At 68.3% G+C, this 21672-nt stretch carries 23 protein-coding genes; 4 read left to right on the forward strand and 19 right to left on the reverse strand.

Annotated features, from left to right (window positions below; translation table 11 throughout):
• Window positions 1–267 precede the first annotated feature (267 nt).
• The 14 genes from CE453_RS01360 to CE453_RS01425 all read right to left on the reverse strand — a co-directional run bounded on the left by CE453_RS01360 (window position 268) and on the right by CE453_RS01425 (window position 15118).
• A complete protein-coding gene (locus CE453_RS01360) occupies window positions 268–600 on the reverse strand; it encodes a hypothetical protein (protein WP_089172954.1) in 333 nt (110 codons plus the stop codon).
• Window positions 597–848, reverse strand: a complete 252-nt coding sequence (locus CE453_RS01365) for a hypothetical protein (protein WP_089172955.1) — start codon at window positions 846–848, stop codon at window positions 597–599. The genes CE453_RS01360 and CE453_RS01365 overlap by 4 nt, the downstream gene beginning before the upstream one ends.
• Window positions 845–1048 (reverse strand): hypothetical protein, encoded by a 204-nt coding sequence (locus CE453_RS01370; protein ID WP_089172956.1) that lies wholly within the window; start codon window positions 1046–1048, stop codon window positions 845–847. The genes CE453_RS01365 and CE453_RS01370 overlap by 4 nt, the downstream gene beginning before the upstream one ends.
• A 2-nt stretch (window positions 1049–1050) precedes the next feature.
• Window positions 1051–1899 carry a DUF7007 domain-containing protein gene (locus tag CE453_RS01375; RefSeq protein ID WP_089172957.1) on the reverse strand — a complete coding sequence of 283 codons (849 nt, stop codon included), beginning with the start codon at window positions 1897–1899 and terminating at the stop codon, window positions 1051–1053.
• Complete coding sequence (locus CE453_RS01380) at window positions 1896–2372, reverse strand: hypothetical protein (RefSeq protein ID WP_089172958.1); 477 nt, start codon at window positions 2370–2372, stop codon at window positions 1896–1898. The genes CE453_RS01375 and CE453_RS01380 overlap by 4 nt, the downstream gene beginning before the upstream one ends.
• An 88-nt stretch (window positions 2373–2460) precedes the next feature.
• Window positions 2461–4137: a ParB/RepB/Spo0J family partition protein gene (locus CE453_RS01385; protein ID WP_089172959.1), complete on the reverse strand. Its 1677-nt coding sequence runs from the start codon at window positions 4135–4137 to the stop codon at window positions 2461–2463.
• 259 nt (window positions 4138–4396) lie between these two features.
• Window positions 4397–9496 carry a DEAD/DEAH box helicase family protein gene (locus CE453_RS01390; RefSeq protein ID WP_089172960.1) on the reverse strand — a complete coding sequence of 1700 codons (5100 nt, stop codon included), beginning with the start codon at window positions 9494–9496 and terminating at the stop codon, window positions 4397–4399.
• Between the two features lie 125 nt (window positions 9497–9621).
• Window positions 9622–10023, reverse strand: coding sequence for a DUF3085 domain-containing protein (locus CE453_RS01395; protein WP_089172961.1), 402 nt, complete (start codon window positions 10021–10023; stop codon window positions 9622–9624).
• A gap of 12 nt (window positions 10024–10035) precedes the next feature.
• Window positions 10036–10638, reverse strand: coding sequence for a DUF1419 domain-containing protein (locus tag CE453_RS01400; RefSeq protein ID WP_089172962.1), 603 nt, complete (start codon window positions 10636–10638; stop codon window positions 10036–10038).
• Window positions 10639–10837: 199 nt separating this feature from the next.
• Window positions 10838–11491, reverse strand: a complete 654-nt coding sequence (locus CE453_RS28885) for a hypothetical protein (RefSeq protein WP_089172963.1) — start codon at window positions 11489–11491, stop codon at window positions 10838–10840.
• 212 nt (window positions 11492–11703) lie between these two features.
• Window positions 11704–11967, reverse strand: a complete 264-nt coding sequence (locus tag CE453_RS29585; protein WP_089172964.1) for a hypothetical protein — start codon at window positions 11965–11967, stop codon at window positions 11704–11706.
• A 547-nt stretch (window positions 11968–12514) separates the two neighbouring features.
• Window positions 12515–13441 (reverse strand): DUF3991 and toprim domain-containing protein, encoded by a 927-nt coding sequence (locus tag CE453_RS01415; protein ID WP_089172965.1) that lies wholly within the window; start codon window positions 13439–13441, stop codon window positions 12515–12517.
• 192 nt (window positions 13442–13633) lie between these two features.
• Window positions 13634–13810 carry a hypothetical protein gene (locus CE453_RS28890; protein WP_198302113.1) on the reverse strand — a complete coding sequence of 59 codons (177 nt, stop codon included), beginning with the start codon at window positions 13808–13810 and terminating at the stop codon, window positions 13634–13636.
• Window positions 13811–14380: 570 nt separating this feature from the next.
• Entirely contained in the window at window positions 14381–15118 is a 738-nt protein-coding gene (locus CE453_RS01425) for a cation efflux transmembrane domain-containing protein (RefSeq protein ID WP_089172967.1), read from the reverse strand.
• A 66-nt stretch (window positions 15119–15184) separates the two neighbouring features.
• Here CE453_RS01425 and CE453_RS01430 point away from each other — a divergent pair, with 66 nt between their 5' ends.
• The 4 genes from CE453_RS01430 (at window position 15185) to CE453_RS01450 (ending at window position 18526) form a co-directional block, all read left to right on the forward strand.
• Entirely contained in the window at window positions 15185–15673 is a 489-nt protein-coding gene (locus CE453_RS01430) for a MerR family transcriptional regulator (protein ID WP_089172968.1), read from the forward strand.
• A gap of 99 nt (window positions 15674–15772) precedes the next feature.
• On the forward strand, window positions 15773–16648 hold the full coding sequence (locus CE453_RS01435; RefSeq protein ID WP_248307719.1) for a PAS domain S-box protein: 876 nt from the start codon (window positions 15773–15775) through the stop codon (window positions 16646–16648).
• A gap of 995 nt (window positions 16649–17643) precedes the next feature.
• Complete coding sequence (locus tag CE453_RS01445; RefSeq protein ID WP_089172970.1) at window positions 17644–18252, forward strand: acyl-homoserine-lactone synthase; 609 nt, start codon at window positions 17644–17646, stop codon at window positions 18250–18252.
• A 28-nt stretch (window positions 18253–18280) separates the two neighbouring features.
• Window positions 18281–18526, forward strand: coding sequence for a hypothetical protein (locus tag CE453_RS01450; protein ID WP_089173006.1), 246 nt, complete (start codon window positions 18281–18283; stop codon window positions 18524–18526).
• A 45-nt stretch (window positions 18527–18571) separates the two neighbouring features.
• Here CE453_RS01450 and CE453_RS01455 read toward each other — a convergent pair whose 3' ends face one another.
• The 5 genes from CE453_RS01455 to CE453_RS01475 all read right to left on the reverse strand — a co-directional run bounded on the left by CE453_RS01455 (window position 18572) and on the right by CE453_RS01475 (window position 21666).
• Window positions 18572–19327 (reverse strand): hypothetical protein, encoded by a 756-nt coding sequence (locus tag CE453_RS01455; RefSeq protein WP_089172971.1) that lies wholly within the window; start codon window positions 19325–19327, stop codon window positions 18572–18574.
• Between the two features lie 65 nt (window positions 19328–19392).
• Complete coding sequence (locus tag CE453_RS01460; protein WP_248307721.1) at window positions 19393–19662, reverse strand: hypothetical protein; 270 nt, start codon at window positions 19660–19662, stop codon at window positions 19393–19395.
• 202 nt (window positions 19663–19864) lie between these two features.
• Entirely contained in the window at window positions 19865–20128 is a 264-nt protein-coding gene (locus CE453_RS01465; RefSeq protein ID WP_089172972.1) for a hypothetical protein, read from the reverse strand.
• A gap of 369 nt (window positions 20129–20497) precedes the next feature.
• Window positions 20498–21187: an acyltransferase gene (locus tag CE453_RS01470; RefSeq protein WP_089172973.1), complete on the reverse strand. Its 690-nt coding sequence runs from the start codon at window positions 21185–21187 to the stop codon at window positions 20498–20500.
• Window positions 21184–21666, reverse strand: a complete 483-nt coding sequence (locus CE453_RS01475) for a hypothetical protein (RefSeq protein ID WP_089172974.1) — start codon at window positions 21664–21666, stop codon at window positions 21184–21186. The genes CE453_RS01470 and CE453_RS01475 overlap by 4 nt, the downstream gene beginning before the upstream one ends.
• Between the last annotated feature and the right edge of the window lie 6 nt (window positions 21667–21672).

Here is a 21672-nt window from a genome sequence, read left to right on the forward strand (position 1 = left end):
CGAGCATGGGCGGGTTGCGGACAAGCGGGCCTTCAGGCCTGCGAGGGACGCGGCCCCCATCGCGAGACGGCGGCTGCCGATCGCTTCGCGACTTGCCCTTGAAGCGGACCGCGGACGGTTCAGACCGCAGCACAAGCCGAGGGGGCGTCGGCAAAGGGTCACCCGCCGCCGAAACCGGGAGGTCACCGCAGGCCCTCCGACCGATCGCCGCCGCCGACGCGCGTCGGGGTCCTTCCTCGCCGTCGCGACGGTGAGGCGCTTGGTCTCTCACTCCCCTGCAGCGGAAGCGGAAACGCGATTGCGCCTCCGAAACTCGGCGATCGCCGTCTCCTGCCGATCGAGCTTGCGTGTGAGCGCGTCGATCTCGCCGCGGCGGGCGAGGGCCAGCTCCGCGAGGCGCTGCTGAAACACACGCTCGTCAGCGTTCGTCCAGCTCGATGCGCTCCGGCCGTGCTGCCGGCGCTTCGCCCGTTCGGTGATCGTCATCCGCTCTGCGCGTGCCGCGATCTGGCGCTCGACAACGCGGACATGCCGCTGCGTCTCGGCATGCGCGGCTTCCATGCGCGCAAGCGCGAGACGGCGGTCCGGTGGCCCAGTCATCGCACAGTCCCCAGCGGCCACAATGGAAAAGCGGATTCGTCCGCCGTGTAGTCATCGGGGAGGGAGACGCCCGCGATGGATGAAGAAAGGTCGTCGCCGGCGACCGCCCAGTCGATCAGCGCCGAGTTGGCCCCGGCGTGCTTGCGCATGTCGGGGGTGAGGATGCCGTCGAGCGCGTCGGCGATGGCGCTCTCTGGATTGTGGTGCGCGTGGACCAGGAGGTTCACGGCGACGAGGTACGCTTTCATGGCCGGGCCTCCTTTGTGTCTGCGCCACAAGGGTAGGGCTCGGGCGCGTGGACCGAGACGCGCACGGCGCGCTTCCAGGCGTCCGAGCCGGTGAAGTGCCGCCCGAGCCGGGGGTGCCAGACGACGAGGACGGGCGTCTCGCTGTCCTCGTCGGTGGCCGAACGCCAGCCGAAGGCTTTGGCGATGAGGCGCCAGGGCATGGTCACCTCCATCCAATGAAGTCGGAGGGGCCGCCGTAGACCTGGTGGCGCGCCTCGTCGACCACGAAGCCGAAGCGGCCGACGCTGTAGTCGTCGGATGGGACGAGGAAGCGGCGCTCCTCAGTCCCCGGCCCGCGCTTGCCGCCGAGCGTGGCGACGACTTCGACGAAGCCGGGCTCGTGCTTCGATGTGATGGCCGAGGCGACGACCCAGTCGTCGGCGTGCGCCGCCTCGAAGGCACGGCGATCCTTCTCGTGCGATTCGCCCGGCATGAGGATCGTGCCGAAGATCGCCTCCCATGCGTCCGGCCACGAATCCTTGACGGTTCGCTCCGCGCAGCGCCGCTCGAACGCCGTGAAGAGGTGCGGAAAGGTGATCGCGACGATCGCCCACTCGGCATCTTCTTCGTACCAGCCGCCCGCCGAGCGCAGTGTGGGATGGACCTTGCGGTTGCGCGCGGCCGAAAGCTTGAAGCCGCCGTGTCCGGCGGTCGAATGCGAGGTCACGCCCTCGGCATAGACCGTCGCGCCCTGCGAGGCGCCCCATGGCGTGTGCGCGCGCGAATGCTCTTCGACGCGACCCAGCATCCTGCGCTCGCGCTGGTGCTCGGCGTTTTCGAGCACCCGGGCGCGAAACGCCGCCTCGTCGGCGAGCTCGCCGGAGTAGCCGTAGAAATCGTCGCGCTTCCACTCCACCATCGGGCGCCGAATGCGCCAGCCGGTGACGAGATTGTGCCGACCGTCGCGCGCCGGCGCCATCGCGAACGCCGTGTCGACGACGAGCGCGACGAGAAGGCCGTCGGCGCTGCGGCCGAAGGAGACGTGATCGAGAAGGAGAGATGGAGTGTTCATGCCACGGCCCTCCCTTCGACGGCGTCGGCGCCGACCTCGTCGGCCGTGACCGCCTCGAGCACCGCGCGCGGATAGCCGTGCCGCGTCAGCCACTCCCTCGCGTCAGCCTCGTTGGTCGCCAGGCAGACGAGCTCGGCGTCATCGCCGGCGCGGTCGAACACGCGGACCGCGCCGACGGCGGGACGCTCGACGACGGCGAAGCAGAGCTTCGACTTCACCGAGAACGTCCGGTGCACGCGGATGGCGACGCCGCCGCCGGCGCCGTAGTCGGCCTCGTGCAGCGTGAAGTAGGCCGGGCGCGGGATATTGCCGACGCCTCGGCCGCCCTGCTTGCGGATCAGGCGGCCGCTGCTGTTGCTGGTGCGCCAGGCGGCCAGCTTCTTGTTGAAGCGAGCCGGTGGCCGCGGCGTCCCATCCGACCAGGCGACGGTCGAGCCGACGGGTGCGTCGTCGAAGATTTCTTGCGCGGACATGTCGTCCTCCTTTTGCGCGAGAGTGAGAACAGAGCCGCCGCCGGCCAAGCCGGCGGCGGCGGATCGTTCGGGAGAAGAGGCGCGCCGCTTACTCGGCGGCCTCCTGGAAGGCCTCGGCCTCTTCGCCGGGGAAGCCGTCGTCGCTGCCGTCGGCGTCCTCCTCCGTCTCGTCGTCGCCGGGCGAGATCGCGCTCGACGACAGCCAGTCGGCGAGCTTCGCCGGATCGGGCGCGAAGAGCGCGGAGGGGTGGACGAGGTGCCCGTCCTTGAAGTGCTCGACGAGCGCGGCGCGCGTGTCCTTCACGCGCTGGCGCGGCAGGACCGGCGTGTCCTTGCACGACGCCTCGAGGGCGCCGCGCGAGAGGCAGGACAGGAAGTCCTCCGTGCCCATGTTCGGCAGGAACGCGTCCGCGCCGACCACCTCGCCGGCGACTCGGGCGACGACGCCGCTGTTGGTGGCGTTCTCGCGGCACGAGAAGACGTCGACCAGCATGGTGCGCGCCGCGCCGCGCAGCGTGTCAATGTCGAAGGCGAGCTTGCCGTCGGCGTCGAACAGCACCGCCGCGTTCTTCGCCAGCCGGCTGTGGCCGTAGGTAGTGCCGCCGCCTCCCGTCGTGACGGAGACGTTCTGCCCGGCGAAGGCGAGGATGAGCAGCGCCATCAGCGTGTCGTCCTCGATCGGTGCGCGGCCGAGCGCTTCGCGCAGCGCGTCGGTGCGCAGGTCGCCGATCATCTCGACGCCCTTGCGCGTCACGTCGGGACGCGGCTTCGAGACCTCGCCGACGTCGTCCGCGGCGTTGTCCGGAGCGGTCGCGCCCTTACCCTTCGGCTTCTTCGCCGCCGGCATGCGGTAGTGCACGGTCTGCACGCGGCCGTCGCGGTCGAGGTACATCGCCGTGCAGTCGGACTTCGCCGGCTTGCCGTAGACGCGCTCCGCCTTCGGCGGCAGCTTCACCTCACCCCAGTTCGTGGTCTCGGCGATGACGCCCTTCTTCGGCAGGTTCGCCGTCATCCACTCCTGCTGCGCGCCGAGGAAGGCCTCGACGTCGGTGGTGTAGCGGCTGTCCTCGTCCGCCGGGGCGAACAGGTCCTCGACCCACGCGATGCCGTAGGCCTGCGCGAGGTCGTCGCCGAAGCTTGCGTGACGCGCGAACATGCGCGTCTTCTGCAGCGCCTGCGCCACGCTCCACCACGAGACCTGCGGGTCGGCCTTCGACGGCTTGTGCTTCTTCCAGACCTCCTTCTGCTCGTCGAGCGACGCAGCCGCGATGGTGCGGAGCTGGCGCTCGTCGGGCATGTCGCCCTTGGCCATGTGGTCGAGCATCGCCGGCAGCACGTTCGCCAGCAGGCGGAGTTTCTTGATCTGGCGCACCGGCAGCGCGAGCGCGACACCGATCGCCTCCTCCGTCCAGCCGAGCGCGACCAGGCGCTCGATCGCCCGCCACTGGTCGACCGGGTTCAGCGCCTCGCGGGCGATGTTCTCGACCATGGAGCGCATGGCGCCGTTGTCGTTCGCCGCGTCGTCGACGAGGACGTCGATCTCCTCGAGCCCGGCGGCGATCGCCTGCTTCACGCGGCGGTGGCCGGCGTTGATGACGTAGCCGTTGCCGCCTCCGGTCTCCGGCGTGATCACCGGCGGCTGCACGATGCCCACGGCCTTGATCGTCGCCAGCAGCAGCGCGTCGGCCTGCGGCGTCGACTTGGTCTGGCGCATGCGGTCGGGATTCTCCTTCAGCGCGCGCGGGTCGACCTTGATGAGTTGCATGGAAGTGCTCCTTTTGGGGTTGCGGGACCGGCTTCCCCGGCCCTTTCTCGTCTTCTTCCCGAAGACACCCCCCGGCCCGCGGAGCGGACGGGCCGGTGCAACTGCGGCCGAGCATCCCTGCCCGGCAGGACCAGCAGGGCCGAAGCCCTGCGCAGGACGACGGGCCGGGATCGCGCAGGCGGCGGTTGAGCGCAGCGCCGGCGGCCCGCCCGATCTGCGAGCGGGCTTTTCTCCCGCTCTTCTTCTTTTCTATTTCCTTTCATGCTGCTGCCTGCATCCCGCCGGCGCTTCCGTCGTCCTCCGCCAGTGCCTTCTCCACCTCGGCCAACTGCCGGCGCTTGTCGGCGAGCTCGCCGGCGAAGGCGAAGTCGCCGGCGTCGCGTGACTCGTAGGAGGCGAGCCGCCTGCGCGCGTCGGCCAGCCGCTGGCTGTAGCGCTCCCGCTCGCCCTCGAAGTCGTCGAGCGCGTGCTCGAGGCGAGCGACCGCGCCGAGCGGCGTCACCGTAACCGGCAGCTCGATCTCATACTCCGCACCAGTTCGCAGAAGCATCGTGGCGAAGCGGTATCCATCGCGGCCGAAGCGCTCGCCGGAGTACTCGAGGTCGAAGCCGCCGATCAACGCGATGACGGTTTCGCCTTCCTGCTGAAGCTGGACGAGGGTGAGAATCTCCTTCAGCAGCGCGCGGCCCGCAAGCTTGCGCTCGGCGTAGGTCTCTCCGGTCACCGCCATCGCAAAGGCGTCGCCCGAGGTCGGGGTGCGACGCGCGATGTCCTGGCCGATCTCACCGATGCGGCGCGTCGAATATTCGACGTCGCGCTCGGCGTCGCGGATCTGCCGTCGCACCGCGTGCTGGTCGTCGATGTGCGCGGCCCGCAGCCGTTCGAGCCGCGCGATGTCCGCCTCGAGTCCGGCCTTCTGCATCAGCCGCGGGTCGCCTGACGCGATCGCCTTCGCCATGGCGAACTGGTTGGCCTGGCTCTCGCCCATGTCTTCGAGCCGTCGGATCGAGGTGTCGCCCGAGAGCGCGGCGGCGATGAAGCGGGCCTTGCGCTCGTTGTTCTGCCACATCTGCGCGTCGAGGCTGCCCTCGGTCGCGTAGGCGAAGATGTCGACCTCGTCGTGCTGGTTGCCCTGCCGCACGATGCGCCCCTCGCGCTGCTCGATCTGCGACGGCAGCCACGGCACGTCGAGGTGGTGCAGCGCCTTCAGGCGCAGCTGCGCGTTGACGCCGGTCCCCATCGTCTCCGACGAGCCGATCAGGAAGCGGACCTTGCCGGCGCGCACGTCGCCGAACAGGCGCTGCTTCGCCTCCGACTTCTTGTAGTCCTGCATGAAGGCGATCTCGGAGGCCGGCACACCCATGCGGACGAGCTCGTCGCGGATCCAGCGGTACGCCGAGAAGCCGCGCGACTTCTCGACGCTGATGGTGCCGAGGTCCGAGAAGATCATCTGCGCGGCGCCGGGCAGGTCGAACGGCTTCCCGTCGGAGCGGACGTATGTGCTCTCGGCAGTGTCGCTCCAGATGCGGAAGGCGTTGCCGACGAGCTGGTTCAGCTTGTTGTCGGCCTCGTTGTCGTTGTCGGGGTCGACGAGGCGCAGGTCGATCGCCGCGTGGCGGCCGTCGGTGATGACCGAGAGCAGGATGTCGTCGCCAGGCTCGGGCGCGCGGTCGCGCTCCTCGATCGCCTTGATGCGCTCGCCGAGCAGCGCTTGGTAGCGCTTGAACGCCGCCGACGGCTTCGCGGTGAGGATCTGCCGCTTGCCGGTCGAGACCGCCGGCACCCTGACGTACTGGCGCAGGTCCTCAGGCATCACCACGTCCGCAAAGGAGCGGAACATCGCGATCAGCTCCGGGACGTTGACGAAGGTGGCGAAGCGCGTGACCGACTTGTACTTGCCGGACGGCTGCAGCTCGAGCTCGGTCGTGACGTCGCCGAAGGTCGACGCCCACGCGTCGAACTCGTGCAGGCCGCGCTCGCTGAGCGCCGCGTAGCCGAGGTAGCGCTGCACCGAGAACATCTCGCCGAGCGTGTTGGTGATCGGGGTGCCGGAGGCGAGCACGAGCGCGCGGCCCGGGTTCTTCATGTCGACGTAACGAGACTTGACGAACAGGTCCCAGGCCCGCTGCGAGCCGTTCGGGTCGACGCCCTTCAAGGTGCTCATATTCGTGGCAAAGGAGAGCTTGCGGAACTCCTGCGCCTCGTCGACGATGATCTGGTCGACGCCGATCTCGGAGATGGTCAGCAGGTCGTCCTTGCGCGTCGACAGCGACTCCAGCCGCTCCTGCAGTCCCTCTTTCAAGCGCTCGAGGCGCTTGCGCGAGACGCGGTCGTCACTCTCGACCTTGGTCAGCAGCGTCTCATAGAGCTCGAGCTCGTCCTGGATCATCTGCTGCTCGAACGCTGACGGCACGCTGATAAAGCGGAAGGCGGAGTGCGTGATGATGATCGCGTCCCAGGTCGCGGTCGCGGCGCGCGACAGGAGACGGTGCCGCTTATCCTTGGTGAAATTGGTCTCGTCGGCGACGAGGATGCGGGCGTTCGGGTAGAGCGCCAGGAATTCCCGCGCGGCCTGCGCCAGGCAGTGACCGGGCACGACGAGCATCGCCTTCGCGATCAGGCCGAGCCGGCGCTGCTCCATGACGGCAGCCGCCATCGTCATGGTCTTGCCCGCGCCGACGGCGTGGGCGAGGTAGGTCGAGCCGGCTGAGACGATGCGCCAAATGCCGCGCTTCTGGTGCCCATAAAGAACAAAGACGCCAGAGGCGCCGGGAAGTCTCAGGTGGGAGCCGTCGAAGGCCCGTGGCGCGATGTTGTTGAAGCGGTCATTGTAGACGCGCGCCAGGCGGTCGGTGCGGTCGGGATCGGACCAGATCCAGCGCTGGAAGGCGTCCTTGATCTTTTGCAGTTTGGTCTTCGCGGCCTCGGTGTCGACGACGTTGAGGACGCGGCGCTCGCTGTCGCCGTCCTTCACCGTGTCGAAGATCTGCGGCACGCGGCTGTTGAGTGCGTCGGCGAGCAGCTCGCCGGCGTGACGCCGGTCGGTGCCCCATTCCGAGGTCCCCGCCGCCATCCAGCCGAGTTGCCGTGCTTCCACCGTCCACGACGCGAGTTCCGGCATGTGGTGGATCTTGATGTCGGCCCCCATCGTCTCCTTGACGAAGGCGATGACGTCGGCGGCCGGAATCCACGGCGCGCCGAGCCGTGCGGTGATGTCCGACGGGCTGAGATCGGCGGGCTGGACTGCCTGCAGCGCGGTGACGTTGCGCTCATAGTCCGGATCGAGCGCGGCCGCCGCTTCCGCCGTCTTCAGCTTGTCGCGGACAGGGCCCGACAGATACGCGTCGGCTGTCTGCCATGAGCCGTCGGCCGGATCGCGGAAGATGGCGCTGCCGAGCTCGGCGACGACGTTGTCGCGATCACGGTGCAACAGCTCGGCGATGTGCTCGACGTCGACGTGGCCGCGCTCGTTCAGCACGACGGCGAGCGCGTCGGCCGCACTGGTGATCACCGGCGCCGCCGGCGGCGAGATCACGCGCTGGGTGAAGAGCGGCCCGGGCTTTGCAGTGTTGGTATCGAGGTCGTACTCCTCGATCGAGGCGACCAGCCAGCAGTCGGGGTCGTCGAGGAAGGGCTGTATGTTCGGCCGGCGGTGCGTCTCGCGCACTTCGCCCGTCTCCTCGTCTTCCGTCATGGAGACTGTGGTGAAGTTGATCGGGCCGAAGTCGCGCACGAAGCTCGACCACGCGATGCGCAGGCGGACCTGCGCGTCCTTCCACGGCCGGTCCAGCTCTTGGCACCTCAGCACCTCGCGGACGGCGTCGCGGACCGGGATCAGCTTCTGGATGATGCGGACGTGCTTCTCCGGAATGCCGTCCGCGCTGCGCCCCTTGCGCGCCTTGACGGCGACGGCCGCGCCGTCGAGGAGCTGCATCAGGCCGTGGGACTGGTCGAAGAAATAGCTGCCCTCCCGCACATGGCGATCAGAAGGAAGGTCGACGTCCCCGAGATCGCCCATGTCTTCCAACTCGGGGTCGATCGCGTCGGGCTCGCCGTCGTAGATGGCTTCCGGGAGAAGAGAGACCACTGCGGAGAGAGCCTGATCGAGATCGACATCCGGATGCGGCAGGCACGTGTAAGCCTCGCCGAAGGGGCCCGAGGTGAGCGCGTGCGCGCCGAGTGCGGAGTCGGGGTGCCGCGCGAACCAGCGGTTCACGCGGATAGCACCGTCGTCACCGGCCGCGGACCGGACTTCCTCGAGGTCGAGCCACGACAGGTCGCCTTCCGGATCGCCGACCTTGCGCTTGCGGAAGAAGAGAATGTCGACGACGACGTCCGTGCCGGCATCGGCGCGGAAGCTGCCCTCCGGCAGGCGGATTGCCGCAACCAGGTCGGCCGACTTGGCGATGTGCTCGCGGGCGGAAGAGTCCACCTTGTCCATTGTGCCGTGCGATGTGACGAAGGCCGCGAGCGCCCCGGGCTTCAAGAGGTCGATCGCCCGCGCGATGAAGTAGTCGTGCAGGCGCAGGCCCATCGAGCGGTACGCCCGGTCCGATCTGACGGTGCGGTCGGAGAAGGGCGGGTTGCCGATGGCGAGGTCGAAGGCCGCCGGCAATTCGGTGCGCGCGAAGTCGCCGGTGACGATGCGTGCCCGTGGCTGCAGCAGGCGCACGATGCGCGCCGTCACCGGGTCGAGCTCGATGCCGGTGACGTGCGAGGCGGCGCGAAGCTCTTCGGGCATCAGCGCCGGAAACAGCCCGGCGCCGACGCCGGGCTCGAGCACGCGGCCGCCGCGCCAGCCGAGACGCTGAAGTCCTGCCCACATCGCTCGGACGATGAATTCCGGGGTGAAGTGCGCGTACTGGGTGCAGCGCGCGAGTGAGGCGTGCTCGAGGTCTCCGACCGCCTCTTCCAGCTCCTCGCCGATCGCCTCCCAGCTCTTGCGGAAGTCAGCCTCACCAGGCTGCCGGAAGACGGAGTTCGCGAGCTCCGAAGCACCGAACCCGGTGAAGCGGATCAACTGCTCCTGCTCGTCGATTGTCGCCGGCCGTGCCTCGGCCTCGATCGCGGCGGCAAGCCGGATCGCGTTGATGTTGTCGCGCGCGCGGCTCCTCCAGCCCTTCGCGAGGGCGCGGTCGCCGGCGAGATGGAAGTTCGCGCCTCTCGCCCGGTGCGCGGGCGAGATCGAACGGCCGACGGCCGCAGCCGGACGCGCAGGTGCTGGCGTCGACGGATCGCGATCGTCATCGTCCGGCTCGACGGCCATGTCACCGGCGAACGCAGTGACGCCGAGGCCGAGGCCCGACGAGAGCGCGGTGTTGTTGAAGAGATCGAGGGTGAAGGGATCGTCATGCGCCATTGGAATGTCTCCTTGTGGTGAGGGCGAGCGCCATCGGCCCGCTGGAGTGCTCCAGCCGGCTGGACGTGCGCGGATTTTGGGAACGGGTCGGGCACGGCCGCCGAGCGGCGACCGTCGTCGGATCGCTAGTCTCTAGCGATCACGTAGAGCTGCATCGAATTCGGGAGGAAGACGATCCGCAGATGCGTGCAGCCGGGGCTGGCCGCGATCAGCTTCACAAGCATGACGGCGTCGATAAACTCGATCCCGTCATCGCCGCCGAAATGCTGGCGCTTGTAGTGCCAGTAGTCGGCGTTGGTCTTCGGGTCGCATTCGTCGGCATAGACGACGAACGGGCGCTGCCCCTTCTTGAGCTTGCCGTTCGAGAGGATGTACACGCCCTCGTCGCCGACCAGCCAGATGCCGGGTTTCTCATCTCGGCCGGGATGCAGGCCATAATGGGGATTACGGAAACCCCCGTTGAGGTAGGCGTCGAGCCGTCCACGCATGAGGACGGCGCGGACGTCCGTGACGGAGAAGGTGAACATCGCCGCCTCCCGTCACGCTGCGATCGCGTCAGGGAGGTAGCGCAAGTGCACGGGCAGCTTCGCCGAGACCTCCGCGTCGGTCAGGCGGTCAAGCAGCTTCGCGACCGTGCCCTGCTTTCCACCGTAGACCAGCACCGTGCGCAGCCCGCGCAGATGCGCGGGCCAATTCTCGCCTGCGTATCCGCGGTAGTCGCCGTGCGTGCTCGACCAGATGTGCTCAAGCCGTTCCTCGCGTGTCATCGCCTTCACCGGCCGCGACTCGCGGTCGACGATGACGGCGCGCATGCGCGCCGGGGAGGCGCGGTCCGCGAGATCGCAGTAGCCGTGGAAAAACCGTTGGCGGCCATCGATCGCCAGGGAGAAGAAGACGCCGGTGACGCTGCCGGTGAGGAATTCGCGCATCGCGAACATGTCGGCGCGCATCCACAGCGGCGGCAGGATATCGAGCATGTAGTGGTACTCGGCCTCGCCGACTTCGAACCACTCGCCGCAGTGAAGGGCGCTGTCGTCGTTCTGCCAGCGGATCGGCCGCTGCGCGTGGCGGTTGAACATGTTGAACATCTGCCGGCGGTCGGCGATGCCTTGGTACACCTTGCGAATGGAGGGGAGGGTCATGAGCGGGCTCCTTTCAGCCTCGTCGGGCTGGAGCGCGGCTCGCCTGCTTCGGCTCGCCATCCTCTTCAGCCCTTCTGACCCTCCTTCATGGCCGCCTCTCCGGTCCGGCGGGTCAAGGGCCGCGGCACGCGGGCGAAGCCTCCCTTGACGCGCCGGCCGGGCATGCGGCAGGTCACTCCTTCTTTTCCCTTCCCCGTCTTTATCCCTCCTTCACTCTCCCAAGCCGCTGCTCAGCGCTCCGGATGGCGGCGAGCGCAGCCCTGAACAGCGCGGAGCCGCGCTCCTCCGAAAGGTCCGACGCGACCGCCACAGCGACGCAGGCGGCGTGGATGTCCGCATCGGCGACGGAAGCCGGCGACAGCGTGACGGCGTCGTCGTTCGCAATGACTTCCTCGACGGCCGCGCGCGCCTCCTGCTCGTCGAAGGACAGGAGGATGTGCGCGCGCGGCTGGGTCGCGTCGGCATCGGGGTCCCGCGCGCCGGCAAGGATCGCTTCGGCCTTGGCGGCCGCGAGCGCCGCGCGGTCTCCCCAGTAGGCGCGAGCCGCCGCGTCCTGCGTGCCGGCCAGCACCTTGACCAGGCCGAGCAGCACCTCGAAGTGGTCTGCCTTGCGCTGCAGGGGCTCGTCGTAGTGCGACGGCACTTGCAGCGCGGGGCCGCCATAGGCGGTGTCCGCGCCCTCCCAGGCGCCGGTGACGTATGTCTCGCCGGCCGACTCGTAGTCGCGCTTGCCGTCATCCCAGTCGTTGTCGTCGACGGCGAGGCGGCAGGCGTCAGCGAGGGTCGGCGCCTCGTACCTGCGCTGGCGGTAGACGGGCAGGCGGTAGGTGGTCTCGATTGTGTAGACAGGCATTGGCGGTCCCTTTCCTTCGGGTGTTCAAGACACCCTCGGCGGCCGCCTCTCCGCCCGGCCGGGTCAAGGGCCGCGGGACGCGGGCGAGCTCCACCCTTGATGCGGCCGGCGAGCATGCGGCAGCGGACACCCTCTGCCGGCATCTTTTTCGTCTCACTTGTTCCTTAACACCGTTTGGACGGCGGTCGCCGCGCCGCTTGTCGCGACGGGCGCTACTTGCCGGCAGCGGAGGCTTGCCTCGGGAGTGGAAGCGGATCGTCGGAGAGCATCCGGAGGAAGGCGATGACGTTCGCTCGGTCGTTCGCGTCGGGCAGGCCCGCGAACGTCATGAATGTGCCCTTCACGTAGTCCCGCGGCGAGGTGATGAAGTCGCTGACCATCTGGTAGTCCCAGTGGGCCTTCCCGCCCATCGAGAAGGCTTTCATCGCCGGCGAGTAGTTGAACCCGGGGTGCGAGGCGACTGCGCGCCCGATCACGCCCCAGAGATTCGGGCCGACTTTGTTCGGGCCGCCTTTGGTGCCGTCGTGGCAAGCTTGGCAGCGCTTGAAGATTGCTTCGCTCTTCGTGGCGTCGGCCGACAGGGAGGAGCGCGCTGATTGCGACGCGCTTCGGCGCGGCGGCCGCAGCGCTCTGACCCATCGGCGCCGCCGCTTTCAGGATGTAGCCGGGTATCCGCGGCGCGGGGTTGGCGAAGATCGCGTCGGACAGAAGTGAGATCGTGAAGACGACGAAGGCGGCCCCGAGCAGGCCGCCAAGTATTTTGTTGATCTCGAACGAATCCATGAACCACTTCCTCCATCGCACAGAGCAAGGTTCGCGCTGCAGTCGTCGCGACGCCCTCTCTGCTCGCCGGTTCGGTCTGGATTCTCCTTGTGAGCGAGGGTCGCCGGGCACGGAGGGGTCCCGAAAACAATCAAGGAACCCCTACTGCACAATGAGAGCGTGCGGGCCTAGCGGAAGCGTCGCCGCGTGGACGAGCGGCACCGTCTTTTGGACTTCTCGCCGCGTGCTCCGCCGATGCCGCTATCCCGCCTTGGCCAAGGGCTCACTGTCGATGCGCGCGAGAAGCGCCTTCAGGTCTTCGTTCCAGTCGCCGGCGCGCGGCCGCGAGCGCGCGTAGGCCGCGCCAGCCTCGGACGCGATCAGGCGGATGCGGTCGGCGTAGACGTCGCCCTGGCGGTTGTTGTCCGTCGCGGCGACAAGCCGGGCGCCCGGCCGCTCGGCGAGCCGGCGGATGGCGTGCTCGCTCGCGGGCGACCAGCCGCCGCCCGTGCTGACGTAGAGGGTGTCGGGGCGCAGCACCTGGATCGCGGCGAGGCTCATCGCGTCGATCGCGGCCTCGGTGACGCAGACCCGCGCTGCCGCCAAGGGGCCGAGCCGGAACAGTTCCTTGGCGCCGCCGGTGGAGAAGCCGCGCCACTGCGGGCCGCGCTCCTCCCACCCCAGGAGCATGCCGCCGCCGTCGCCGTGCGCCGCCCACATGCTGCCGTGCGGCCCCTCCCGCAGCAGGTCCTGCCGGACCGCGGTGGCGACGACGGACTCCGGGATGCCCCGCTCGCCCGTCAGGTAGCGCCACGTCGCCGAGCCCGGCCGAGGCTTTGCGCGGCGGCCCCAGCGGTCGGCGACGGAGTGGACGGGCGCCGGACGGCTCGGCCGCTCCCACGCCGGCGCGGCGGGGACGAAGCCGACGAGGGCCGCGACGCGGGCCGAGGCTTCGGGAAAGCCGTGGGCGCCCAAGTGCTCGGCCAGGTCGAACACGTCGCCCTTCGCCGTCGACAGCGGGTCGAACCAGCCGCGGCCGTCGTGGATCACGATGACGATCCTCGCGTCGCGGCGGTATTTCACGGCGCGCCGCGTGCTCTCCTTCACGTCGACCTTCCAGCCGTCGTCCTCCAGCAGGGCAGCGCAGCCGACCCTCCGTCTCAATTCCTCGATTTCGCTCTTCTCCATGGCCTTCACTACGCGGGCTTCCAGCCCGCTCCTTTCTTCGGTTGACGCCCGTCTCCACACCAACGGACGCCGCCCGCCTGCCGCGAAGCGTGCCGGATGCAAGGGCGCGACGGCAAGTGGTCGCGATCGTTCGGCTTGGGCCGCGGCGCAGCCTCCCTTGCATCGGGCGCGGCGCCAGCGGCACCGGCCGGCTTAGTAGGCCGGCGACCATGGATCGTACTCGTGCACAATCGTGTCCTCGTCGCCGTCGTACTCGCTCGAGACCATGACGCCGAAGGCGTCGTCGACCTGGAAGAGTACCACGGGGACCATCAGGGTGCGGGCGAGGTTGAAGGCGTTCTCCTGGGCGAGGTTGAGGTTCTGCGACATCGTGGGGCTCCCGTCTTGGGGCGGGGACCATCCCCGCTCGACAGGCGCCGACGTGTCCGGGCGCGGCCGCGATCACCTCGCAGGCGCAGCCGGAGAGGTCGCACGCTTGCGTAGCGAACCCCTCGCGGGTTGATCGTGGAAGGCCGCGGCCGGACCAAGGAAAGCCCATTCGAGAGCGGGTGGTCCTTCCCGGACGCATGGAAGTCCGATCGTCGCTGCATCGACTGAGGTAGGTGCCGTCGCTTCAGGTTGCGCCGCGTCGCGTGTGTGTTTTGCGGGACTCTCCCGGCACCGGCGAGGGCTGCTCGCCATCGTGTGCGGCCTGCGATTGCAGCGCTCCTCTGCCCGAGCTTGTCACGCTTGCTTAGGAAGTAACCGCGCCCGAGGTCTCGGGCGCGGTTCGAACACGTTTCGTATGTCGCGTTTGTCTTCCCGGATCGCGCTACCTTGGCAGAGCGATCGTGACCCGCACGGGCCGAAACCGCCGCCGGCGGGTTCGGTCGGAGGCCGCCTGAACGGCCGGAGGTAGAGCGCGTCCGCGCATGAGCGCGGCTGCGCCCAACAACAGGTCTATTTCGCCGCAACAGAACGCGGCGTGTGCTCCTGCCAATATTCCCTCCAGGCCTGCCGGAGGATCTGAACGGCCGAAGTCAGGAAGACGCCTGCCATGATGCCGGCCACAATCAAGTCGGGCCACGCTGTGGCGCTTCCCCAGACACCAAGGGCCGCAAACAACACCGCGATATTGCCGATGGCGTCATTGCGCGAGCAGAGCCAGACCGAGCGGACGTTGGCATCGCCATCCTTGTAAGGGAGCAAGAGGCCGACCGACGCGAGGTTCGCAGCGAGCGCCAGGAAGCCGACGATTCCCATGATGTCAGCGCTGGGCACGCCGAGGATGAGGGCCCGGTAGGCCGTGGAGCCGAACACCCAGAGCCCCATCAGGCTCAGGGACAGACCCTTGGCCAGCGCGGCGCTCGCCCGCGTGCGGAGCGAGGCGCCGATCACCGCCAGGCTCAATCCGTAGGTCACGGTGTCGCCCAGGAAGTCCAGCGCGTCGGCCTGCAGGGCTTGGGAGCCGGCGAGCCGGCCCGCGACCATCTCGAATAGGAACATTGCCCCATTGAGGCCGATGACGGCCCACAGCACGCGTTTGTAGCGCGGGTCGACGCCATCAAAGACGGGAACGCCGTGGGAGCAGCACGCGTCCGCCGTCTCGCGCGCTAATGCGCTCTTCTTCGCGGGGAGGACCAGCGGCGCCGGCCTGGAGCAGGCGTCGCCCTCTCGATTGCAGCATTCGTCGGCCATTCCGCGCCTCCTTTTCAGAGAAGACCGTAATCCCTATAGTGACTAGAGGTTCAAGAGGGTTTTTCGATGGAGTTCGCGATCGGGGAGCTAGCGCGGCGTTCGGGCGTCAAGGTGCCAACGATCCGCTACTACGAGCAGGTCGGCTTGCTGCCCGCGCCGCCGCGCACGCAAGGCCAGCAGCGGCGGTACGACGAGAGCCACGCGTCGCGGCTCGTCTTCGTGCGCTACGCCCGCGAGCTTGGATTCGAAGTCGAGGCCATCCGCGAATTGCTGGCGATGAGCGCGAAGCCGGAGCAGTCTTGCGCCGAGGTCGACGAGATAGCACGGCGACATATCGCCGAGAGCGACCAGCGCGTAGAACACTTGTCGAAACTGCGCGCGGAGCTGATGCGCACGGTGGAGGAGTGCGAACGGGGGCGGGTGCGGGAGTGCCGTGTCATCGGGACGCTGGCCGAAGGCCGTCACGACCGCGCTGCGCCGATCGAGCGGTCGGCGTCAAGGCCGTTGCGCGCAGCGGCGGGGAGACGGACGCGGCGAGGAACACCTCCCCGATAGCGCTTCAGGCTCTGACCATTTAAGTAGGTCGGTACGCCTGCCTGTTGGTCGCTGCGGCGCCTGAGCCCTCGCGGGAGGAAATCCGACCCGGGGGCACGCATGACCGACGAACAACCGCAAAGTAGTCAGCAAGGCCTGCCCAGGCCTGGAGCCGATCGTCAGGCAGCCGAGGCGGCCGCGTGGCTGTCCGCCGTCGTGGAGAACTCGGACGATGCGATCCTGAGCAAGACGCTCGACGGCGTCATCATGACGTGGAATCGCGGCGCCGAGCGCATGTTCGGCTTCAGCGCGAACGAGGCGGTCGGCCGGTCGATCACGATGATCATTCCCGACGACAGGCTGGCGGAGGAGACGGAGATCCTGCACCGCCTGCGCGCCGGCGAGCGCATCGAGCACTTCGAGACGGTCCGCCGCCGCAAGGACGGCGAACTCATCGACATCTCGCTCACCGTGTCCCCGGTGCGGAACGCGGCGGGCGAGATTCTCGGCGCCTCGAAGATCGCGCGCGACATCAGTGTGCAGAAGCGCGCCTTCGCCCAGCAGAACCTGCTGCTGCGCGAGATGAACCACCACATCAAGAACCTGTTCAGCCTTACCGCGGCGCTTGTCGGGCTCAGCGCCCGCGCGACCAAAGGCGGGGAGGCCCTCGCGGCCGACCTGTCCGAGCGCCTTCGCGCCCTCGCGCGGGCCCACGCGCTGACAATGCCGGAGCTCTCCGAAGACGCCACGGGCGCGAGCGCCACGACGTTCGTGGCACTGCTCGAGGCCGTCCTCGCGCCGCACGCGAGCGACGGGGATCCCCGCTTTGCCATCAGTGGGAGCGACGCGCCGCTCTCGGGCAACGCCCTGACGTCCGCGGCGCTGCTGCTGCACGAGCTCGCCACCAACGCAGCCAAGTACGGCGCGCTCTCCGTGCCGGAGGGCCGGCTGCGCATCGAGTTGAGCACGCAAGGGGACAGCCTGCGCGTGCAGTAGCGCGAGGCGGGCGTCCCGAACGCGCCCGGAGCGAGCCGGGGCGAGGGCTTCGGCTCCACGCTTGAGCGCGCGGCCCTTGCGGGACTGCAAGGCAGCCTGACGCGCGACTGGCATGCCGACGGCGTGTCGATCCTGCTCGAGCTGCCGTTGGCGCGACTGGCCGGCTGACGTCGGCAGGCTGCGCGCGTCGCGTCGCAGCCGGCTCCTTAACGAATCTGTCTGGAACGCGGCCCCCCAAGGGGCTATGAGTCGTGCGGGGCGGTACGCGTCGCCCTGGGGCGTCGAAACCCCGCTGTTACCGGTTGGTGCCGGCCGTTACGGCACCGCACTCCTTGACCTTATGGTCGGGGAGCCTGTGGCGTATACAACAGGCTCTCCGAGCTAAAGGCCATAGGGCCGTGTAACAGCGGTTTCGAACTCCCCGATCACCAAGAGTCAGAGAGGTTCGTTTGCGGGGGCGTACCGCAGACACTGTTCTCTTCGGGGAGAGTTCGGGTGGCTAGTAGCTCGCTGGAGTCGCAGGCAGTCGACGCCCACCGCGCTTACGTCGCGGCGCTGGCCGAGTGGGAGCGCGCTTTCCACACCGCGAACTGTCCCGCCTGCCGGTTGGGAGACGCGACCGACAGCGAGCACGCCGCGCGCTGCGCGTTCGCCGAGGCGGAGAAGGAGCGCCGCCGCCTCGTTTTCCGAGACTTGTGCGACGAGCTCGGCTACATACCTGTGGGGCACGGGGTCGCCCTGCCGTCGACGGAGTGCCCGGCGCGCGGCGGCTAGCGCCAGCCTCGCGTCTGCCCCTTCGTCATCAGCCTGTCACGGCGCTCTGCGATAAGGCTCGCGCTCGCAAGCCGGTTGTCGACCGCACTGGTCGAGGCGGCTGCGCTCGCGCAATCCTGGTCGAAATCCAGCCCTTCCCGCGGCAATGGTCTTTTTTGACCATACCGGCGCTTCGCCGTGCATGGCCAACTCGGCTCGTCCAGCAAGCCGAGGAGACGCCCATGCTCTTGGTCATCCCTGGCTCGGACGTCAGCCGCCACGCGGCGCTGATGGACCGGGCCTTCCGCTTCCGCCACGCGGTGTTCGTCGAGGAGAAGGGCTGGGAGGACCTGCGCCAACCTGACGGGCTCGAGCGCGACAGGTTCGACGACGCGCACGCGGTCCACCAGCTCTGCGTGCGCGGCGACGAGATCGTCGGCTACCAGCGCCTGCTGCCGACGACGCGCCCGCATCTGCTGACAGACGTGCTGGGAGATCTGTGCCGGCGGCGCCCGCCGCGCGGCCCGCGCGTCTTCGAGTGGACGCGCTTCTGCGTCGCGCGCGGGCACCGCGAGATGCGACCGTGCGGCGAGAGCCCCTTTCTCGAGCTCGCCCAGGGCGTCGTCGAGTGGGGGATGGCGAGCAAGGTCGACACGGTCACGGTCGCGATCGACTGGCGGCTGATGGTGATCGCCATGCAGCTGCGCTTCTTCGTCCGGCCGCTCGGATTCCCGAAGCGCATCGGCCGCGACGAGGTGGTCGCGCTGCGCATGTCCTTCAACCGGGAGACCCTCGACGCGATCCAGGCGGCGCGCGGCACGGGCGAGCCCGTCCTCGCCGAGGCCGCGTGAACAACCGATTCGAACCGAGGAGATGCCTGTGATCCGGACTGCCGACACCAAGATCGTCGCCCACGAGCTCCACGCCCGCTACGACCACCTCAGGGCCGTCACGCTGATCGGCAGGACCATGCAGAAGGCGCTGTTCGCCGGCCGCTCGGACGAGGTCGTGTTCTGGGCGCTTGTCCACGCGCACTACTGCGGCGGCGAGCTCTGCGATTCGACAGAGGAGCAGCTCCGCTTCTTCGCGCCCTTCATCGTGCCCGACCCTTCAGAGGTGAACTGATCTCCGCGAGCCGGGCCGACATAGAGAGCGCATGAAGTCCCATCGTTACCATTCGCGGTCAACGAACTCCGCAGGATAGCCGCGCGCAAGCGCCGCGAAGTTCGGCTCGCCCTGCGTGTGTACTCCCAGCACAGCGTCGGGGGCGAGCGCTGCCTTCGTGTACAGGTCGAACGCCGGCCACTCCGCCTCGCAGCCAAGTGATCGGACAAAGCTGGCGACGACGGCCTTGGCCGCCGGGTAGCTGTGGGACGTGGTCTCCAGCGGCACCGCCAGCTCGAGGATCCGCGGCCGCCCGAAACTCTTCACCAATTCGACGAGCTCCGGGTCCTCGAGCCAGAAATACACGCCTTCGCCACCCCAATGCTCCAGCAGGAGCTCCACGAGGCCGTTGTCCGCAGACATAGGATGAGAGGTCATCCAGAATTTGCCGGAACGCGAGTCGTTCTGCTGGTGAAAGGGGCTTGCGGCAAACAGCGCATCGGCAATCTCGGGCGACAGCACGCCGGCGGAAACCTGCACATCCAACCTTCGACGAATGGTCTCCAGGTTCGAGGTGTATACGCCGCCCGTTCGCAGCAGCGCGGTCTCGTCCTCCGTCAGCCGCGTGTAATGCCATGCCCGAATCGAGCGGCGATCCATCGCAGGCACGACGACGTGCTCGACAAACTCATTTCGTGCCGCTGCATACGGGTTGGTCGCGGGCGGGGTCCAATGCGCCGCCGCTTGGCGCTCGAGGAATTGTCGCTTGTCCGTGAGGGCGTAGTCGCGAAGCAAATCGCGCTCTGAATTGAGGATCGCCAAGAGAGCCTCATCGAAGGTCTCTCTGTTCCAGACGTCGATGGGCGTTGTTTGAGTGTCTTTCCCCGTCAACGAGGTTGGAACCATTGGACCGTCAGCTCCTCGTGCTTTCCGTCATCCTCCCAACTCAGCGTCAGCCAATTGGTTGATTCGGGATACGACACCAGAATTCTGCTCGGTCGGTATCGTGCGCCAGCCAAGAATGGGTATTGGATTGGATCGGGCGCCTCGAGCGGCAGCATGAAGCGAAAACCCATGATGCTGATCGCCATGGCTTTGATCTCGTCGCGCTCGTCCGTGAGAGGCAGGAGCTGAAAGCGTGGGGTGTTCTCGGTCATGTCGCCAGCGTTCATGGTGCAGTAAAGCCCCGCGCCCTCGGCGCCAGTGGCGAGGATCGTCGAGCATGTCGAGGACAGCCTCGTCCCGCGAGAACGCACCGGACAGCCTCTCCCGTCCGCGCGCCAAGTTCCGTGAGACGGCCGCCGCTTTGGCAGTCTTCAAAATCCAGCGTTCGAGGTCATGGCCGGATACGATCGCGTGTCACGAGCCATCATCATCTTCGAGATACGACTTGAGCGATGCGAAGAAGTAACGCGCGGCATCGTCGAGCGGGCTCAGCGCGCTGTTGTGCTTCGTGCAGAGGCAGTTTGCCTGCGGCGGCGGGATTATCTTCATCTCGCCGGCCTCCAGCCAGGGAACGCCTGAGATGGAAAACTCGCCGCCGCCTGTCAGCACGCGGCAGACAGAATCGGATATGATGTGCTCGCCCGAGATCGGGGCGACGCACGATCCCAGCTCCTTCATGTAGCATTTTTCAACGCGGCCCCGCGCGGGCAGCGCCTTGAGGCCGAGGACTGTTGGCGGTTTGTGCCAACGGTGGCCATCGAAGCAGCAAGTGCGCGCGGGCTTCATCGAACCGCAAGGACACGGCCCGCTCAAGACGGCTTCCCGTTTTCGTTTCGCCTCGCCCATCGTCGCGCATTTGAAACTGAAGTGTGATCGCGCACGCCCGGAGTTCTCCAAGCTCTCGCGCAGGCGTTCGTAACAGGAGCCGGCGCGTGGTTACAAGCGGCTCCAAGCAATGGGCGCGGTTGCCCTGTCTCAATACTTGACGAAAAAGAGAGGCATCGTTGCCGCACGACACGGCCGCAAGGTTGCGTCAGGCCGGTCCGCCTACACGTCGGTCGGGCTGACGACGATCGACGCGCTCGAGGCGGTCGGCGGGTTGGCGGCGATGCCGGTCGAGGTCGGGAAGTCGCCCGGCCCGCTCGGGCTCTCCTGGCACACCGCCGATTGGTCGCCGGTGAAGCACGACGCGTCGTAGCCGGCGCCGCGGATGAGGTAGCTGCAGACGCTGACGCCGTTGCCGTCCTTCACATTGCGCGCGTTGCAGTCGCCGCTCGCGGCGTAGTTCGCGAGCTTGCCGTTCTTGCCGCAGCCGAACTGGCAGGCCATCAGGATCGCCGACTGGTCGATCGTGGCGCAGCGGCCGCCCGAGCAGACCTGCTGACCGACGAGCGAGGTGAGGCCGTTCTTCTGCGCCTGCGACCAGGAGTTCTGCTCGTACTGCGTCCAGGCGACCGTCTGCGCCTGCGGGTTTGAGAGGAAGCTTTGCGCGCTGCCGCTGTAGTAGCGCTCGAACGTACCGGGGCAGAACTGGAAGGCCCCGAGGCAGCCCGCCTGGTTGACCGACCCGAAATTCCCCTCGCTGCTGGACACCTTGGCGGCGAAGTCGGCGCAGTTCGCGGGGATCCCGGCCGACGTCAGGCTCGCGGCCGACTCGCCCGCGAGCGCGAGCGTCGCCGACAGGCAGAGCGCCACGCCTGCGTTGAACAAGGCCGACTGGACGGCGCGGCGGCTCATGGCTTGCCCGCCCCGACCTCGAACTTGAAGTCGCCGTTGACCAACGTCTTGCCGTCGGCGCTGAGGAGGAAGGGGTGCTCGGCGAACGCCGCAGCCGGCCCCGTCTTCGACAACCCCGCGAAGCGCGGGTCGTTCGGCGGGATAACCTGGTGCATCATGTCGTCGACGAGAACCGTGCGGCGGCCGCCCGGCCCGATGCGCACGAGGCGCGTCGGGCAGGTGCTCGACGAGCAGTCGTCGTTCCAGACCTGCGAGACGAGGAGGTCGCCCTTGGCGCTGCGCAGCTCGTACTCGTGGATCGTCGCGCCGCCGGCACCGCCCGCGAGTGCGTCGTCCGCCCAGACCTTGTCGGGGTCGTGCTCTACGTTCCGGTAGGTGGTCTTGTAGGCGAAGGCGGCGTCGGCCGCCGAGGCCGGCGCCGCCGCCCCGGCTGCAAGGAGTGCGACCGCCGCCAACAGCGGGATGGCGTGGTTTCGCATGGGCGG

It is taken from the genome of Bosea sp. AS-1 (assembly GCF_002220095.1).
GTDB lineage: Bacteria > Pseudomonadota > Alphaproteobacteria > Rhizobiales > Beijerinckiaceae > Allobosea.

What these genes read in the sequence shown, in the direction of transcription:
- CE453_RS01360 (WP_089172954.1), bottom strand. Translation starts at nt 600, where the DNA reads ATGACTGGGCCACCGGACCGCCGTCTCGCGCTTGCGCGCATGGAAGCC.
- CE453_RS01365 (WP_089172955.1), bottom strand. Translation starts at nt 848, where the DNA reads ATGAAAGCGTACCTCGTCGCCGTGAACCTCCTGGTCCACGCGCACCAC.
- CE453_RS01370 (WP_089172956.1), bottom strand. Translation starts at nt 1,048, where the DNA reads ATGCCCTGGCGCCTCATCGCCAAAGCCTTCGGCTGGCGTTCGGCCACC.
- CE453_RS01375 (WP_089172957.1), bottom strand. Translation starts at nt 1,899, where the DNA reads ATGAACACTCCATCTCTCCTTCTCGATCACGTCTCCTTCGGCCGCAGC.
- CE453_RS01380 (WP_089172958.1), bottom strand. Translation starts at nt 2,372, where the DNA reads ATGTCCGCGCAAGAAATCTTCGACGACGCACCCGTCGGCTCGACCGTC.
- CE453_RS01385 (WP_089172959.1), bottom strand. Translation starts at nt 4,137, where the DNA reads ATGCAACTCATCAAGGTCGACCCGCGCGCGCTGAAGGAGAATCCCGAC.
- CE453_RS01390 (WP_089172960.1), bottom strand. Translation starts at nt 9,496, where the DNA reads ATGGCGCATGACGATCCCTTCACCCTCGATCTCTTCAACAACACCGCG.
- CE453_RS01395 (WP_089172961.1), bottom strand. Translation starts at nt 10,023, where the DNA reads ATGTTCACCTTCTCCGTCACGGACGTCCGCGCCGTCCTCATGCGTGGA.
- CE453_RS01400 (WP_089172962.1), bottom strand. Translation starts at nt 10,638, where the DNA reads ATGACCCTCCCCTCCATTCGCAAGGTGTACCAAGGCATCGCCGACCGC.
- CE453_RS28885 (WP_089172963.1), bottom strand. Translation starts at nt 11,491, where the DNA reads ATGCCTGTCTACACAATCGAGACCACCTACCGCCTGCCCGTCTACCGC.
- CE453_RS01415 (WP_089172965.1), bottom strand. Translation starts at nt 13,441, where the DNA reads ATGGAGAAGAGCGAAATCGAGGAATTGAGACGGAGGGTCGGCTGCGCT.
- CE453_RS28890 (WP_198302113.1), bottom strand. Translation starts at nt 13,810, where the DNA reads ATGTCGCAGAACCTCAACCTCGCCCAGGAGAACGCCTTCAACCTCGCC.
- CE453_RS01425 (WP_089172967.1), bottom strand. Translation starts at nt 15,118, where the DNA reads ATGGCCGACGAATGCTGCAATCGAGAGGGCGACGCCTGCTCCAGGCCG.
- CE453_RS01430 (WP_089172968.1), top strand. Translation starts at nt 15,185, where the DNA reads ATGGAGTTCGCGATCGGGGAGCTAGCGCGGCGTTCGGGCGTCAAGGTG.
- CE453_RS01435 (WP_248307719.1), top strand. Translation starts at nt 15,773, where the DNA reads ATGACCGACGAACAACCGCAAAGTAGTCAGCAAGGCCTGCCCAGGCCT.
- CE453_RS01445 (WP_089172970.1), top strand. Translation starts at nt 17,644, where the DNA reads ATGCTCTTGGTCATCCCTGGCTCGGACGTCAGCCGCCACGCGGCGCTG.
- CE453_RS01460 (WP_248307721.1), bottom strand. Translation starts at nt 19,662, where the DNA reads ATGACCGAGAACACCCCACGCTTTCAGCTCCTGCCTCTCACGGACGAG.
- CE453_RS01465 (WP_089172972.1), bottom strand. Translation starts at nt 20,128, where the DNA reads ATGAAGGAGCTGGGATCGTGCGTCGCCCCGATCTCGGGCGAGCACATC.
- CE453_RS01470 (WP_089172973.1), bottom strand. Translation starts at nt 21,187, where the DNA reads ATGAGCCGCCGCGCCGTCCAGTCGGCCTTGTTCAACGCAGGCGTGGCG.
- CE453_RS01475 (WP_089172974.1), bottom strand. Translation starts at nt 21,666, where the DNA reads ATGCGAAACCACGCCATCCCGCTGTTGGCGGCGGTCGCACTCCTTGCA.